This is a genomic window from Brevundimonas sp. P7753, assembly GCF_013386595.1.
Classification (GTDB): domain Bacteria; phylum Pseudomonadota; class Alphaproteobacteria; order Caulobacterales; family Caulobacteraceae; genus Brevundimonas; species Brevundimonas bullata.
In genome coordinates, this window is the sequence record NZ_JACARP010000018.1 from 11,615 (window position 1) to 27,769 (window position 16,155).

At 62.3% G+C, this 16,155-nt stretch carries 12 protein-coding genes and 1 tRNA gene; 6 read left to right on the forward strand and 7 right to left on the reverse strand.

Annotated features, from left to right (window positions below):
* Nucleotides 1-11 precede the first annotated feature (11 nt).
* The 3 genes from HX774_RS04020 to HX774_RS04030 are packed head-to-tail and all read right to left on the reverse strand — an operon-like array spanning nt 12 to nt 4,809.
* Nucleotides 12-2,570 carry a GIY-YIG nuclease family protein gene (locus tag HX774_RS04020; RefSeq protein WP_178824431.1) on the reverse strand — a complete coding sequence of 853 codons (2,559 nt, stop codon included), beginning with the start codon at nt 2,568-2,570 and terminating at the stop codon, nt 12-14.
* Nucleotides 2,567-4,138, reverse strand: a complete 1,572-nt coding sequence (locus tag HX774_RS04025) for an Eco57I restriction-modification methylase domain-containing protein (protein WP_178824433.1) — start codon at nt 4,136-4,138, stop codon at nt 2,567-2,569. The genes HX774_RS04020 and HX774_RS04025 overlap by 4 nt, the downstream gene beginning before the upstream one ends.
* Nucleotides 4,135-4,809: an N-6 DNA methylase gene (locus tag HX774_RS04030; protein ID WP_218650261.1), complete on the reverse strand. Its 675-nt coding sequence runs from the start codon at nt 4,807-4,809 to the stop codon at nt 4,135-4,137. The genes HX774_RS04025 and HX774_RS04030 overlap by 4 nt, the downstream gene beginning before the upstream one ends.
* Nucleotides 4,810-5,282: 473 nt before the next feature.
* Between HX774_RS04030 and HX774_RS04035 the strand changes: the two genes are divergently transcribed.
* Entirely contained in the window at nt 5,283-7,184 is a 1,902-nt protein-coding gene (locus HX774_RS04035; protein WP_178824435.1) for a DUF262 domain-containing protein, read from the forward strand.
* A 582-nt stretch (nt 7,185-7,766) separates the two neighbouring features.
* Here HX774_RS04035 and HX774_RS04040 read toward each other — a convergent pair.
* Nucleotides 7,767-8,132, reverse strand: a complete 366-nt coding sequence (locus HX774_RS04040) for a helix-turn-helix transcriptional regulator (protein ID WP_218650262.1) — start codon at nt 8,130-8,132, stop codon at nt 7,767-7,769.
* A gap of 155 nt (nt 8,133-8,287) precedes the next feature.
* On the opposite strand from HX774_RS04040, the gene HX774_RS04045 reads away from it, so the two are divergent.
* The 4 genes from HX774_RS04045 to HX774_RS04060 all read left to right on the forward strand — a co-directional run bounded on the left by HX774_RS04045 (nt 8,288) and on the right by HX774_RS04060 (nt 10,926).
* A complete protein-coding gene (locus tag HX774_RS04045; RefSeq protein ID WP_178824437.1) occupies nt 8,288-8,773 on the forward strand; it encodes a hypothetical protein in 486 nt (161 codons plus the stop codon).
* Between the two features lie 97 nt (nt 8,774-8,870).
* Nucleotides 8,871-9,152: a hypothetical protein gene (locus HX774_RS04050; RefSeq protein ID WP_178824439.1), complete on the forward strand. Its 282-nt coding sequence runs from the start codon at nt 8,871-8,873 to the stop codon at nt 9,150-9,152.
* A gap of 368 nt (nt 9,153-9,520) precedes the next feature.
* The gene (locus HX774_RS04055) at nt 9,521-9,811 is read left to right on the forward strand and encodes a hypothetical protein (protein ID WP_178824441.1); all 291 of its coding nucleotides are present in this window, start codon (nt 9,521-9,523) and stop codon (nt 9,809-9,811) included.
* Nucleotides 9,808-10,926 carry a tyrosine-type recombinase/integrase gene (locus HX774_RS04060; RefSeq protein WP_178824443.1) on the forward strand — a complete coding sequence of 373 codons (1,119 nt, stop codon included), beginning with the start codon at nt 9,808-9,810 and terminating at the stop codon, nt 10,924-10,926. The genes HX774_RS04055 and HX774_RS04060 overlap by 4 nt, the downstream gene beginning before the upstream one ends.
* Nucleotides 10,927-11,012: 86 nt before the next feature.
* Here HX774_RS04060 and HX774_RS04065 read toward each other — a convergent pair.
* A tRNA-Arg gene (locus tag HX774_RS04065) sits at nt 11,013-11,089 on the reverse strand.
* A 152-nt stretch (nt 11,090-11,241) separates the two neighbouring features.
* Here HX774_RS04065 and HX774_RS04070 point away from each other — a divergent pair.
* A complete protein-coding gene (locus HX774_RS04070; protein ID WP_178824445.1) occupies nt 11,242-13,005 on the forward strand; it encodes a gamma-glutamyltransferase family protein in 1,764 nt (587 codons plus the stop codon).
* Between the two features lie 7 nt (nt 13,006-13,012).
* Here HX774_RS04070 and HX774_RS04075 read toward each other — a convergent pair whose 3' ends face one another.
* Complete coding sequence (locus HX774_RS04075) at nt 13,013-13,819, reverse strand: lipid A-modifier LpxR family protein (protein WP_178824447.1); 807 nt, start codon at nt 13,817-13,819, stop codon at nt 13,013-13,015.
* A gap of 231 nt (nt 13,820-14,050) precedes the next feature.
* A complete protein-coding gene (locus HX774_RS04080; RefSeq protein WP_370523337.1) occupies nt 14,051-15,940 on the reverse strand; it encodes a ribonucleoside-diphosphate reductase subunit alpha in 1,890 nt (629 codons plus the stop codon).
* Nucleotides 15,941-16,155: the final 215 nt, after the last annotated feature.

Consider the following 16,155-nt stretch of genomic DNA (forward strand, 5'->3'; position numbering starts at 1 on the left):
GGGCGAAGACGCTACCCCGTGATGTCAGCCGTTGCCTTCTGGTCGACGTGCTCGCGAACCACCACGGTATCGTAGCCGCCGATCAAGTCTAGGTCGGGGTGGCTGTCGATGCCCGTGTAACCCAGTGAGGCGTTTTCGTAGCGACGGAAGGCGAACACCGCCTCGTTCATCCGCTCGGTGTTGAAAACGCGAAGCGATACGAGCAGTTGGAAATCTGGGACAGAAAGTCCGGTCACAGTCTGGAATAACTCCGGCTCTATGCGAGTGATAACGTCCTGAAGTGTGTTTTCTCGGAAGTCGGTTAGATACATGAAAGCCGGAATTCGAGTCGCAAACTTGATCAGTTTTTCCTGAACTTGTTTCCGCCTGGATTTGTATTCCTTTTCCTCGGCGGTCAGTTCGCGCTTTTCCTTTTCCGACAGTTCCCCGTCTTGCGCCTTATTTTTTAGGTCCTTGACCGCCTCGCTCTTGTTGATAATCGTTTCGATGACGTTGTCGCCCAGATTGCGCCAGCCCTCAATGCGCTCGACGGCGGCCATAGCCTCCTCGCTATCCAGCACTCGGCGCAGGGTCTCGTTATCGACATTGACCAGCAGTGCCGATTCCCATTTTCGAGCCAGCAAGGTGCCGGAGGTTCCGGCCATGGCGATGTCGAGAATCTGCCCAGCGTCGATCGGTGTCATCCGCGCCCCATCGTAGGCCAGGACGGGTAGGAAGGAGACTAGGTCCGCGACCGCCTTCTCCGGATTGGTCTCCCCTGGCGATAGGCCGATGCCATAGTCTGAAAGCTGACGAAGCGCCCGCGTAGGGGCGAAATCGAAGACGAAGCACACTGGCTTGACGATCTGTTCGCGGTTCGGGTCGTCGCCCTCGGGGTTCTTGACCGACCAGGGTGATTGAACCCGAAAGGCGGCCTGGAAGTAGGTCTCAGGCGACTTAAGGTTCCGCAGCATCAGGATCGAGGACCATTGCGGGATGGTTACCCCGGTGGTCAGCTTGCCGCACGACAGAGTGATGGTCTTGGTCTTGAAGCCCTCGCCGATGGCCCGGCGCACTGGTGGCACGGCGTCTAGCCCGATGCCGGCGCGCGCGCCTGCTGCCACCGCGACCTGATAGTCATGCCAGAAAATGTTCTGCGGCTCGGCCAGCAGATTAGCCATGGCTTCGCAGGCCGCGACATTGGGCAAGAACCAGAAAGAATGGTTCAGCCAGGGCAACAAGCGCGCATCGGAATAGGGCCACGGTGGCCTCGCTCCGGCCTTCAGTGCCTCGCCCGGCGCATAGTCGCCGCGAATAATCCGAAGCCATTTCTGCACATCATCCTTGTGCGTGAACTCTGCATCGGTGCCGGTCCCCGTTGCTGCAAAGAAGGTGTTCAGGTCGAACTCATCAAACTCGCCTCCGCTGGCGATGGCCAGCAATTCGGACGGCATTTGATAGGTCAGCAGCCGCATCTCGGGCAGGGCCGCATAGGGATTGCGCTTGCCCGGATGATTGGCGGCGAATTGCGCCTTGGCGCGCTGTTCATCCGTATAGGTCCAATTAAAAATTTGCTCCTCGATGAACTCGCCGGTGGAAAGCGCCTTGAACGGCGTGCCCGAGAGATAGAGGTAAGCCCGCGTCGTGATTGGTAGGAACTCGGCTTCCGTCGCTGATAATTCCTCTAAGTCATCGTTCACCTGAGCCAACTCGGCGTTGTATTCTTGGCGGGTCGCGCGTGTGTCTGTCTCGCCCTCGAATAGTTCCTTGGCCGTGTCGCGCCAGGCACCGAAATGGTATTCGTCGAACGCTACCAGGTCCCAGTTGACGGCGTGCAGCCATTCATTCCGGGCCTTAATCGCGCCGGTTCCAGCCTCGCGACCTAGAAGGTCCTGGAAGCTGCCGAAATAGACCAGCGGCTTGTCGGCATCAATGTCCAGAGGGTCGCGCCCCGACGCCCGAGATAGATATTGCCAGCCCTCGAAGTCGACGTGGCTTTCCAGGTCGCTCTGCCAAGCGTCCTCGACTGCCGGCTTGAAGGTGAGGACCAGCACCCGCTTCGCCCCCATCTTGCGGGCCAATTGATAGGTGGTGAAGGTCTTGCCGAACCGCATCTTGGCGTTCCACAGGAAGCGCGGGACAGCGTCTGCGTCTTCAGCCCAGCGCGATCGGAAATAGGCTGCGGTTGCGTCCACCGCCGCCTGCTGCTCGACGCGAGGCGGGAAAGTCTGGTCGCGCACGCCCTCGACTGTTCGGCCTAGACGCAGGTCGTTCAGCGCCGCACGAACATCGGCGACCGTGCAGCGCACCCATTCGAGTTTGTCCCGCTCATGCCCCCTAGTCGCCAGCGCCGCCCGCAATGCATGGTCCGAAACTATCGACCCGTCGTCGCGAGTGGCCGGTTCGTCCAGTTCAATGCGGGGGGTGATGCCAGCTGTCTTCGTCTGTTCGGCGATTCGCTGTTTCACCTCCCGCGTCGTCTGGCCGATCTTCAGCAGACCCACGTGCGTCGGGGCGTCAATGGCATAGGCATACAGACGCGGGTTGACCTCTGACCGGCGTGGCAGGATGTCGTCGATCGGTCGGGTCAATCCACCGCCTCCATCGGGCGGATCATGGATTCGATATAGGCCTGTTCCGCAGCGGTGATGCCGTATTTCTCATAGAGAGCGGCATCCGTCCAAGTGCGATCCCAAGTTTGCTGGGGGACCCAAGCATACGTGGAGTGAGTGGCGTCCTGCGTAATTTTCCGCGTTGAAACCATGAATCGAAAGAATCTAGTTGAATAATATGATGCTAGGCTTTGGGCTTCAACATTCGAGTTCAAATGGAAAAATAGGTAAGACTGGGTGCACACCGACGGTGAAGGAGCAATTATAGGTTTCCCAAGTATTTGATGGGGAACTCCTTCTCCGGCACCGTAGGCCTTTGGGACTAGCACTTTCCATGTGTCGACCAGATTGGCGCTTTTATTTATCTTGTCGCGCTCTATATATCCGGAAGACCTCTTTGTATTTCTAATATAGTAGATCGGAACGTCACCGACTCTTCGATCGGAGTGAAAATCGTTGAAGTTCGACGTCCATCCGAACTCTTTATCTTTGGCCAGGATCGCATTCACAGATGGCTCCTGTTGCGCGAGCACACGCCTGACAATTTCCACGGCTCGAGCATCTCTGACAAATACGTCGTACTCACCCAGGTTACGATCTGTTGGCCCAAAGACTTGCTCTGACCGGATCGTTGTTACTCGGCACGGTCCATTGCTGGATTCGTCGCGCAAAAAGTAGCAAACTCCTGCCTTAATCTCGACTCCGGGGAAAACTTCGCTCGCTATCGGGTAGTCTATAAGAGCGCTCAACTTTGTATCTGAGAGCATAGAGTTTCTGAATTCACTTAGCCCCAGGCCAGAGGTCATCCATCTTGATGGTATGATCATCGATAGAAAGCGCGGTTGAAGCTTTCTGGCTTGCTCAACGAAGTGCTGGTAGATGGGCACGTCCCGCGTCCCACCGTCGCTTGCAAGCTGATACGGTGGATTTCCTATGATCACGTCGAACTGCATGTCGTCTCCGAATATTTCGGCCAGACGAGCCTGGGGGTCGTCGGTGTGGATGAAGGCGTAGGCGTGGGTTTCAAAACCCTCGGCCCGGTCAAAGATGGCGCGCGGCGCGCCGCAGAAGTGGCACTTGTCCCCCAGCCAGTCATGCTCCGTCCGCTGGAACCAGACGTTGCCGTCAGCGTCGTCGAAGTCCTGGGCAACCGAATGCTCTCCGTTGGCCAATTTGGAGCAATAGAGGCTTCGTCGCGCTAATAGACCCGTCAGCCGGGTGATGCCGATGCCGAACAACTGGCGGGTCAGGATATGATCAACCCGTGCCTGGAGTTCTGGAATTTCATCCGCCAGCCCATCAATCAGTCTCTTGGCGATCTGGCGTAGGAAGATGCCGGACTTGGTGCAGGGGTCGAGGAAGGTTGCCGTGCTGTCGGCCCATAGGTTCGCCCCGCCGTTCGCGGCAGCCCAGCCTTCGGCCAGTGTATCCAACATCTTGTCGGCGAATTCTGGCGGAGTGAATACTTCGTCGTTCGACAGGTTGGCGATGCAGGTCAACACATCTGGATTGCGTTTCAGCATGGCGAAGGGGGCGGGGTTGGTCATGCGGCGGCACCACGGGGCGGATCGTCCAGTGCGGCGAGGTCGCGCACCGTCATGGGGGCATACGTCTTCACCGGCTGGAACACCTCATGCTTGCCCAAGTGGGCGAACAGCGGCGCCTCCTCCCGAAAACCGGACACCTTGGTCAGGACGTCGAGGCGGAAATCGCGGCGCTGAAACCTTCCATTCCCCAAGTAGCCCCACTCCACGAACGTGATCGGACCGCCATCCGCCGCCAGCATCGACAAGGCGTCGCCGTGGACCAGGTTCAGAAACAAAACGTTTGATCCTGCTCGCCAGAAATCGTCGGTCGGCAATAGGTTCAGGTACTGGCCGAAGACCTCCAGCATGTTGGCGTGGCATTCGGCGATGTTGTCGGCCAGAAGTTCGATTCCATAGCAGCAGGTCAGGGCCTGAAGCGCATGGATGCGCTTGCCGAAACTGTCGCGGCCGTATTTCGTCTCCACCGCCGCTAGCTTTCGCTGAAGGATTGGGACCAAGAAGTTGCCGCTGCCACAGGCGGGCTCCAGGAAGCGAGAATCTATCCGCTCGGTCTCACCCTTCACTAGTTCGAGCATCCGCTCAACTAGCCACAGGGGGGTAAAGACCTCTCCGTGGTCCGATACGCGTTTCTTTGACTTAATTAGGCTCATTGGTTGGCTGCTGGCCTCCATGGCCGAACTCTATCCGCGCAAGGCACCTGCGTCTAATGCCAACCCTGGCTATCACTGTTCCGCTCATGAGGTCGGATGTATCCGGTGCGCCTAGGTCGGCGAGGCGGAAGTCACGTTTCCCACCGCGCGTGACTCCAGTTCCTCCAAGCAATTACCAAAATGGTGAGTCACGACAGCCACCAACGATGACTCCGAGCCTTTTCGCCTGAACCGCTACCTCGACCAGTCACGTTTTCCACCTGACGTGACTCCTGACCAAGTCCAACTGGTAGAAAATGAAGGGTTTTTTGTTCGGAGAAACCAGCATCAGTTTCTGCCGTTGCGCGGAAACGATGAGAAGGACGCCTATGCGGCGGAAAGGTGCGATGCTGAAGACGGAAGTCGCGCTGTGAGCCGAACATCGGTACGAGTTCGTTGAACGCCGTCGCGGATACGATCTATCGTGGCGCAAAGCACGATGGAATGCACTCGCCATGGATACCAAGGACCACCCCGTCATCGCCGTGCTCGGCGACCAGCGCCGGTTTGTGGTGCCGATCTTCCAGCGTCAGTATGCGTGGGGTGAGAACAGGCTTAGGCCTTTCTGGGACGATGTAGTCGCGAAGGCTGAAGAGGCTTTGGAAGGCAAGCCAAAGTTCAGTCACTACATGGGAGCGCTGATATTGGCTCCGGGCGGCGATGGCTTCACCATCGGCTCCACTCCGCGCGTCCAGGTGATCGACGGTCAACAGCGGCTGACCACCTTCCAACTGTTCCTGGCCGCGATCAGAGAGATTGGCCACAAGATCGAGGCTCCCGAGGTCGGCTCCCTGGTTCACAACTACCTTTATATGCCGCAGATGCTGGGAGATGCTGGCACTGATACGCCGTTCCGACTGATCCCCACGCCCGAAGATCGGGCAGTCTTCCACCTGATCATAGATAAAGGGATGAAGGGTGTTCGTGCTGAATACCCCAGGCTGTTCTACCAGAACGGAAAACTGATAAAGGGACAGGCGCCAAATGCGGTGCGCGCCTTATGGTTCTTCATGGACCGCATCGAAACCTATGCCCGCCTCGGCTTGGTTGACGATGATGGCGAGCCCGGACCGGTCGGTGATGACGATGGTGTCGATGCGCCGAAGAAGCGGCTTCATGCCCTTCTCCAGGCGATGCTCAACCATCTCAAGCTGGTTGTGATCACCTTGTCTGAGGACGACGACGCGCAGGTCATCTTCGAGACATTGAATAGCAAGGCGGAACCGCTTCTCGCGATGGACCTCGTCCGAAACAACATCTTCCATCGCGCTTCGGCCCAAGGAGAATCCGTCGAGGCCCTGTTCGAACAGAAGTGGCGGCCCTTTGATCGGGACGGTCAATTCTGGAAGGCCGATTCCCCAAGGGCGAAGCCGAAGCGCCCCCGCATTGACCACTTCCTAAGTCATGCACTCACCGCGCAAACCGGTGAGGAAATTTCGTTGCGTGAACTGTACTCGGAGTACCGTGCCTTCACGCGGCCCAAAGGCAAGCCACGCTTCGAAACGGTCGAGGCCGAACTAGACGCTCTCGTGATGTTCGCTCCCATCTATAAATCGCTTGAGCAGGGCGGGGAGGACAGCGATTTGGCCCGGATAGGTGCCAAATTGAACCTGTGGGAGGTCTCGACTGCCTATCCGTTGGTGTTCAGGATCGCCGCGTCCGATGCTCCGACTGAGGTGAAGGCTCGGCTCTACGACCTGATTTACAGCTATCTTGTTCGACGGGCGCTCTGCGGTCTCACGCCCAAGAATCTGAACAAGACTTTCGCCCGTTTGACACGCGAACTCATCGAGCACGGAGTGTCGGTTGAAGCTTTCGGCGCTGCCTTTGCCAACCAGAAAGGCGACACGGTCAGATTTCCTGATGATGCAGAACTGCGTCAGGCGATCAGGACACAGCCCGTCTATCATACGCTCAGTCGTAAAGACCGGCTCGCAGAACTGCTGTGGGACCTCGAATGCGCCACACGTACCAAATTCAACGTCAATTCGCCCCGGCCCGGCGCCATGTCCGTGGAGCACGTCTTACCGCAGACATGGACGACGCATTGGCCTCTTCCAGACGAACGCATGGCGCCGGCGGACAAGTTCACGGGCGCTGATGAAGCGATGCTCGCGCAAATCCGTGCGCGCGACGGCGTGCTCCATACCTTGGGCAACCTCACGCTCATCACCGTGTCCGGGAACAGCGCCGCATCGAATTTGTTCTTCACCGACAAGGCGGCTTGGCTGAGCCAGAGCCTTCTCGGCCTCAACCTAGAGATCATGGGCAAGGAAGCCTGGGACATTGATCAGATCATCCAGCGAGCCGACATCCTAGCTGATCGTGCAATCACCATCTGGCCGGCCCCGGGGTAACGGCTCGTTGCGATCCATATGTGTGACGCAGCATCGTCAGATCGGTCCTGGGGATCGCGCCGCCCGTGGAGATTTTAGCTGGGGGCGCGGCTGGGGGTGAACCCCCCAGCCCCTGCCGCGCCCCTACCTCCGGTCTGACCTGCACCAGGGTCAAGAGGTAGGCCTGACGGAGTCATCGTTCGTGGCAATCGTGACTCAGGTGAGCGGGGGTCTAGAAAACACCAACGATCTCAACGACTTCGAAAAACGTGACTCCGTTTCCCCTCGCCTTGACCCGCCCAAATCGTCCGCAATGTTGCACTGCACAACGGCAATCGTGACTCCAAAACGCCCGGCTCCAGCGAAAATCCTCAATGAAATCAGTCCCCGCCCCGAGCCGCCCCGGCGGCAAACGTGACTCCCCTGATTTCCAGCGTTTCGCCGCAATCGTAACACATTTGCCCCTAGATTGGCCTGGACCCGGTTGGGCAGAGCCCCGAGACGCCTGTGTTGCTTCACAGCCCGTTTCGGGGTTTCGTGACTCGACCGAAAGGCCCGAGAGTCACAGATGGTACGTAAAGTGACTCTGAATTCCAGGCTGTGTCAGGGTTTGAGTGGCTCGGATGAATTTCGTGACTCCTTTGAGGGAGTCACGTCAGCTGGATTATCGCCTGCTCGACGCCGCCTCAGGGCCGGTTGCGACGGCGTCGCCAATCGCACGCCGGCGCCCATGTCGCCCTCGGCGGGCAGAAACAACGCCCCGGCGCTCTGAAGCGTCGTCACCATCAGCTTGGCGTTGGCTGTGTTGACCGGCGCAGGCCCGTTGTCGCCCTCGGCACGCTTGATCGTATTCGGCGCCAAGCCAGTGCGCTCGGCCAGGTCCAGGACGGACATGTTCACAAGGCCTCGGGCGGCGCGCAGTTGCGCCCCGGTGGGGTGATCGGCCGGCTTCGTTCGCGGCGTGCTCATGGATTCAATTTGACTCTTTAGCGCAAGTTTGAATTTGTGGACTCATTCTGATGTAGGAGTCTTACATGTCCGTTTACGATCCACCTAACCCCACCTGCTCACTTCATGGCGAGCGTCTTGAACGTTCAACCTGTCCGTCCTGCAACGCCGCCTATATGCGCCGCTATCTCAAGGCTCAGCGGCGCCTGAAGCCGGCTGTCGCCCTTCACAGTCGCGCGCGCCAACGCGCCGCCCGTCGCAGCCTGCCGTTTGACCTGCGCGTGAGCGATGTGATTGTCCCCTCGGTTTGTCCGGCGCTGGGCGTGCCAATCGTCATCGGCAAGGCGCGCTCGCTGTTCTCGCCGTCGCTCGACCGCATCCGCCCCGGCCTCGGCTACGTCCGTGGAAATACGCGGGTGATCTCCGACAAGGCGAACCGGCTCAAGGGCGCGCTGGACGTCGAGGGGTTGATCCAGCGCGCCGTCCGTTCGGTGGATGAGCGCCGCAAGGACTATGCGCGTCTGGCCGAGTACCTAGATCGCGAACTGCTGCTGGCCGAGGTTCGTCGCAAAGCGACGCTGGAAGGGCGCGTCGGCGAGGAATGGGCGAAGGTGTCCGCGTTCCTGGAGGCGGCCTTCGTGCGCGCCGACTGGAAGCGCTGATGTCGAGGCTTATCGACCTGCAACATGGTCTAGCCAAGCACCTGGCGCACCCGGGTTCACTCCTGGGGGCCAGCGCGTTCTTGTCGGCACCAAGTCGATGGGCGACGGCTGGGTAATCATCCGGCTGGACGGGTGCGCCAGTCATGATGAGGCGGCCTGGATCGGCGCGCGTATCCAAACCGATCTGGTCGACTACATCGGCGTCATGAACGACGAGGACGTGCCTCTGGAGGCCGTGGCGATCGAGTGCGGCGTGACAACTGGCAGCGAGGCCTGGAGTGTGGCGGTCTATGTGACGCTGTCTTCGGCGCAGGAGGCCGGCGCCATGTTTGACTTCCTCGCTGCCTATGCGCTGCCTTCGCGGGAAATGAGCGCCTGACTGGGGATCACCGAGTGAGCGCAGATAATTCCTTTACAAACAATAAGTTGCGCATAACCCCGTCGCGGGGTAGGCTATTCAAGGGTGCAAACCCCTCGGCGGTGACGACAACCGAGGGCGGCGCGCCGGCTCAATATCGAGTCGCTTTTTAGCTGCCCAGTCGTCTCATGCCCCACCGTCCCAGCCGATCGTCTCTATCCGTCGTTGCTCCCATTGGCGAGCGACAGGCGGTACATGGAGGGCCGACCTGGCCCTTGCTTAAAGCCGTCTCATTCCATCTGCTCAGCCCAGCGCAAATGGCGCTGAGCGACCCGGCATCACCCGAGCCTGCGACTATGGCTTGGCCGCTCCTGCTCACGAAGGAGCAGATGAGCGCGTACCTGGCGCTCTCGTGGTCGACCATCGCGAAAGTGTGCACGGTCGCCCCAGTCGACATCGGCGCCAACGTGATCCGGTACAATCGGCTTGAGGTTGACGAATGGGTCGCAGGCCTGCCTTCGAAGACGATCAAGCGGTCGGCCCCTGCGGCGGCGATCCAACCGGCGGACGAAGACCACCGACGCCGTCAGTCGGCGCTCGATAAAATTCGGGCTCGGACTCAACGCGCGCGCAGCGATCGCTCTGTCGTTTGTGAAAACGCGCGGGCGGGTGGGGCATGAAGGTCAAGTACGTTCAGCGCATCAAGCGCCCGAACGGCGCCGTCGACCTGTATTTCCGCAAAGGGGCGCACCGGGAAGGCCCCCTCCGGTCGCCCGATGAATCGGACGCTCTTCTGGCCGAGGTGAACGCGATTCTCGCTCGCCTCGCGCGGGTGCAGGCGGCCCAGACTCCGAAAGCAGGGACGGTGGCTGGCGCGATCCAGCGCTACAGGACGTCGGCTGACTTCCTCCGGCTCAGTCGGTCGACTCAAAAGGAGTACGGCCGGCTTTTGAACGAAATCGAAGCTGACGTCGGCGACGTCCGGCTGACCGAGATCGACAGCGCCTGGATCACGGACGTTCGCGACCTGTGGGCGCCGCGAGGCCATAAGGCGACCAACGATCGCATCCAGGTGCTGAAAAACGCGCTGGCGCCGGCCGTCAGAGATCGACGCATTCAGTTTGACCCGTTTGTCGGCTTGAAGAAGCTGGCGCCGCCGCATGACGCCGCCGAAGCCAACCCGGCGTGGAGAGACGAAGAGGTCGACGCGTTCATCGCTCTCGCGCTTCGGCGTAAAATGCCCGGCTTGGCCCGTGCCGCCGCCTTAGGCCGCTGGGGCGGATTTCGGCGGGCCACAATTTGTCGCATTTCGCTGAACGCCCGCATCGTTTCGCAGGACGACGACGGCGTGGCTCAGCGTCGCCTTTATTGGGCGACGGAGAAGCGGAAGGTGCAGTGCGACAAGCGAGAAGACCCGCGCCTTTCCGTCTTCCTGGACGAGACGCCTGCGGGTGCGGCTGCGTTGACCATCGCCTACAATCAGCGAGGCAAGCCATGGAAGGAACGGTCGCTGAATCAGGCATTTGATCGTCTGATTGAGTCGCTTGCGAAGGCCGGTCTTGCCCGTCCTAACCTTACGCCTCACGGCCTGCGTCACGCCCGAGGCGTGGAGTTGGCGCACGCTGGCGCATCCGACGCTGAAATCATGTCCCAGCTTGAACACGCCACTGAGCGGGCCGCCAGAATCTATCGTCAGCAGGCCAAGCGCAGCTTCATGTCCGACGCCGGACAAGACCGCGTGGACAACTTCGTGCTGCTCAAGGCTGAACGCGCGCGACGCGCGAACGAGCGGTGAACCACTTCTGTAACGAGGGCTGTAAAACGACTGTAACAAACTCACCGCTAGAGGCGGCGCCGCAAGGCTAAGTCGTTGAAAGTAAATGGCGCGCCCGGAACGATTCGAACGTCCGACCCTCAGATTCGTAGTCTGATGCTCTATCCAGCTGAGCTACGGGCGCGCACTGCCTTGCGGGCAGGGCGGCTATCTAGCGGGCGGGGCCGGGGCTGGCAAGCGGCTTTTCTGAAAATGCCGATAGAAAATCCAGACTTGGCGTCAGGGGCCAGGGACACTAGGCATGAACCTCTCCCTGAACCCCGCAGGAGCCGTTCCGTGCGCGCCTATTCCAACCTCTCGTCGAACCGTCGGCGCAAGATTTCGCTCACTCTGACCACTGCGGCCGTCGGCGCCTTTTTGCTGACGGGATGCGCCGCGACGTCGGTCGCTGAACAGACAGCGGCGGAATCGGCGGCGGCGACGGTCCAGGCGCCGGCGCGCGGTCCGTTTGTTTCGGCGGCCAACCCCCTGGCGGTCGATGCGGGGATGAAGGTTCTGGCGCGCGGCGGGTCGGCGGTCGACGCCGCCGTGGCCATCCAGGCGGTCCTGGGCCTGGTCGAGCCGCAGTCGTCCGGCCTGGGCGGCGGCGCCTTCATGATGGTCTACGACGCCGAGACCGCCGCGCTCACCGTCTATGACGGGCGCGAGACGGCGCCGGCGTCGGCCACGCCCGAGCTCTTCTACGAGAACGGACGCCCCCTGCCCTTCGTCGATGCGGTGCTGAGCGGGCGTTCGACCGGCGCGCCGGGGGCCGTGCCCATGCTGGCCCTGGCGCAGAAGCAGCACGGGACCCTGCCCTGGTCCGAGCTGTTCGGCGACGCGGAGACGCTGGCGCAGGACGGCTTTGTCGTCAGCCCGCGCCTGGCGGGAATGATCAACGGCAATGCGCCTCAGGCGAAGACCCGCTGGGCGACCGAGTATTTCACCAAGCCCGACGGCACGCGCTACGTCGCCGGGGACGTGCTGAAGAACCCCGCCTATGCCGAGACGGTGCGGACGCTGGCGCGCGAGGGCGCGGCGGGCCTGCAGACCGGGCCTCTGGCCGAGGCCATCGCCGCCGCCGTGGCCGAGGGGCCGCGTCCAGGCGCACTGACCACCGCTGACATCGCCGCCTATCGTCCTCTGGTGCGCGAGGCCGTGTGCGGCCCCTACAAGGTCTATGTCGTCTGCGTGCCGCCGCCGCCGTCCAGCGGGGCGTCGATCCTGCAACTTCTGGCCATGGGCGAGCAGACGCCGGACCTGAACCAAGGCGCGCAGAGCCCCGCCGCCTGGGCCGCCTTCGCCCAACTTCAGCGGCTGATGTATGCCGACCGCGACCGCTATTTCGGCGATACGGCCTTTGTCACGGTGCCGGTCGCAGGCCTGATGGACCCGACCTATGTGGCCGAGCGCGCGGCGCTGGCCCCGGCCCTGCGTGGGGCTGCGCCGTTCGGGACGCCGCCGGGGGCGCCGCGCGTCGGCGCCGACGCCACGCGCGAACCGGCCGGGACCTCGCACTTCGTCGTGGTGGACGCGAAAGGTAACGCCGTCAGCATGACCACGACGGTCGAGAGCCTGTTCGGCTCGGGCCGGATGGCGGGCGGCTTCTTCCTCAACAACCAGCTGACCGACTTCTCGCTGGTCCCGACGGCGGCCGACGGCACGCCGGCGGCCAACGCCGTGGCGGCGGGCAAGCGTCCGCGCTCGTCGATGTCGCCGGTCATCGTGCTGGACCGCGAAGGGCGTCTGGTCGGAGCTCTGGGTTCGCCGGGCGGCTCGTCCATCCTGGCCTATAACGCCAAGGCCCTGATCGCGGCCCTGGGCTGGGGTCTGCCGGTGCAGGAGGCCTTCGACCTGCCCAATATCGTGGCCAAGGGCGACGGCTTCGGCGCCGACACCGAGGGCTTCAGCGAGGCGATCCAGGCGGGCATGGCCGAGCGCGGCATCGTGCTGCGGCCCAATACGTCGGAGAACTCGGGCCTGCACGGCGCCCTGTGGCGCAACGGGCGCTGGGACGGCGGAGCCGACAGCCGCCGCGAAGGCGTGGCGCGCACCCAGTAGGGGCGCGCTATTCGCGCGGGCGGATCGTCAGTTGGAAGGCCACCAGGCCTTCCGACACGTCGGTGTTGATGCCGCCATAGGCCTTGATGCCGTTAGCCTCGATCTCGCGATAGACGACGCCGACCGAGCCCTGCAGCGCGCCCCGGCGATAGGCCACGCCGATCGAGGCGTCGCCGAGGAAGGCGCCCTCGTCGTGGCTCATGCCCGAGCGGGCGAAGTCGCCGTCGCGGGTGCGGGCGAAGTTGTAGCCGACGGCCCGCTTGGACCCGGCGGCGTACAGATACCAGCGCGCCCGATCTCCAAAGGCCTCGTCGCCGTCGGGCGCCAGCCGGTCCAGGCCCTCGCCGATCTTCAGGGTGGCGCCGGCCTCGGCGGTCGTGCCGTCGGCGCCGAAACCGACCCCGGCGTGGGGCGTCAGCGACACCTCCAGGCCCGAAGCCGTCCGCCCCTGGGCCGCGACCCAGCCGCGCGTATAGGTGACGTCATAACGCTCGTCGCTATAGGCGCGGGCGTCCAGGGCCCGGGGCGGCACGGGCGCGCCGTCAGCCCGGCGCGGCTCGCCCCGGGCGGTGACGCGCAGACGATCCGTGAACCCGTCCCCGGCGAACCAGGCCTCGCTCTGGGCTGTGGTGAAGGCGTCGCGGCCCGCCGGCGACCCCGACAGGGCCAGCGGCGCGCCAAAGGGGGTGTCTGCGGCGATGAAGGCGATGTCGCTGTCCAGCCGGGCGGCGGCGTCCTCGAACTGGACGGCGTCGCTGCCCCGAACCGCGATGGGTCCGGCCATCGAGGCCGTCGTCTGTGCGCTCGCCGCCATGGGCAGGCCCACAGCGATCAAAACACCAGCGAGGCAAGCCTCTACGCGCATCAACGGTCCCTCCCAAAACCCGTTAACAAACTCCACTCTGCACTAAAGCGGGGGAACTGCAACGGACTCTTTCAAGCCACAATCCTGTCACGCTCAAACGAAACCGCCCGGAGGACGGTTCCCCCGGGCGGCTGGTTAAGTGCGGCTGGATCAGCCGATCGTGATGCGAGCGGCGCAGCCTTATTGGCAGGCCAGGCACTCGTCGTAGTCGGTGGGGGCGGCGGAGAAGAGATCCGGCTGGTTGGGATCGATCTCGGCTTCGACCTTGTCCTCGGCGCCGGCGAAGGCGGCGCGCTGCACCGACTTGGAGCGCAGGTAATACAGCGACTTCACGCCGCGTTCCCAGGCGGACCAGTGCAGCATGTGCAGGTCCCACTTGTTCACGTCGCCGGGGATGAAGAGGTTCAGCGACTGGGCCTGGCAGATTTCCGGCGCGCGGTCGGCGGCCAGCTCGACCACCCAGCGCTGGTCCAGCTCGAAGGCGGTCTTGAAGATGCCCTTCTCGTCGTCCGACAGGGCCTCCAGGTGCTGCACCGAGCCTTCGTGTTCGAGGATCGAGTTCCACACGGCCTCGGTGTCGATGCCCTTCTCGCCCAGCAGTCTTTGCAGATAGGGGTTCTTGACCGCGAACGAGCCGGACAGGGTCTTGTGCGTATAGATGTTGGCCGGGATCGGCTCGATGCCCGCCGAGGTGCCGCCGCAGATGATCGAGATCGAGGCGGTCGGTGCGATGGCCAGCTTATGCGAGAAGCGTTCCATCACGCCCTGTTCGGCGGCGTCCAGGCAGGCGCCCTTTTCCTCGGCCAGCACGCGGCTGGCCTTGTCGGCCTCGCGGCGCAGGTGCTTGAACAGACGCATGTTCCACGACTTGGCCATGGCGCTTTCAAAGGCCACGCCCTGCCCCTGAAGGAAGGAGTGGAAGCCCATCAGGCCCAGACCCACCGACCGCTCGCGCTTGGCCGAATAGACCGCCGCCGCCATGGCCGGCGGGGCGCGCTGGATGAAGTCCTCCAGCACATTGTCCAGGAAGCGCATGATGTCTTCGATGAACTTGGGTTCTTCGCGCCATTCCAGGAAGCTCTCGGCGTTGACCGAGGACAGGCAGCAGACGGCGGTGCGCTCGGCGCCCAGATGGTCCTTGCCGGTGTGCAGCATGATTTCCGCGCACAGGTTCGACTGCTTGACCTTGAGGCCCAGCGCCCGCTGGTGCGGTGCCATCTGGCGGTTCACCGTGTCCGAGAAGATCAGATAGGGCTCGCCCGTCTGCATGCGGATGTCGAGCAGCTTGGTCCACAGCGAGCGGGCGTCGACGGTCTTCATGACCGCGCCGTCCTTGGGCGACTTCAGGTCGAAGGTGGAGCCGGCCTTCACCGCCTCCATGAACTCGTCGGTGATGTTGATGCCGTGGTGCAGATTCAGCGACTTGCGGTTGAAGTCGCCCGAGGGTTTGCGGATCTCGAGGAACTCCTCGATCTCGGGGTGGTGGATATCCAGATAGACGGCGGCCGAGCCCCGGCGCAGCGACCCTTGCGAGATCGCCAGCGTCATGGAGTCCATCACACGGATGAAGGGGATGATGCCGCTGGTCTGGCCCGCGCCCTTGACCTTCTCGCCGATGGAGCGGACGCCGCCCCAGTAGGTGCCGATGCCGCCGCCGTTCGAGGCCAGGGCGACGTTTTCGTTCCACACGGTCTGGATGCCGTCCAGGCTGTCGCCCACGGCGTTCAGGAAGCAGCTGATCGGCAGGCCGCGGTCGGCGCCGCCGTTCGACAGGACCGGCGTGGAGGGCATGAACCACAGCTTCGACATGTAGTCGTAGATGCGCTGGGCGTGCTCGGCGTCGTCGGCATAGGCCGTCGAGACGCGGGCGAACATGTCCTGATAGCTTTCGCCCGGCAGCAAGTAGCGGTCTTCCAGGGTCTTCTTGCCGAAGTCGGTCAGCACGGCGTCGCGCGAGCGGTCCAGGGTCAGACCCGTGACCAGCTTCAGCTGGGGTTTATCGCCGGTCGCAGCCGAAGAAAGCGCCGTGAATTCCGTCGTCTGCAAAGCTTCGCCGCCAGCCATCTCGATATCCCTGCTTCGCTTGGAAACCTACTAGATGTTGTGTGTACAACATCTGAAAATCACTAAATCCGCATTAATGCCCGAGGCCAAGTCCAAAATGTTTTGGGCGCGGTAGTGACAACGGAGAAGCCTGACTTTTCCCAGTGATTCGAGCTTGGAAAGTCCCGACTTTTGAGGGCTCAGGCCGTTTTTATCCCCGTTGTGGAAATCTTGTACGAGGG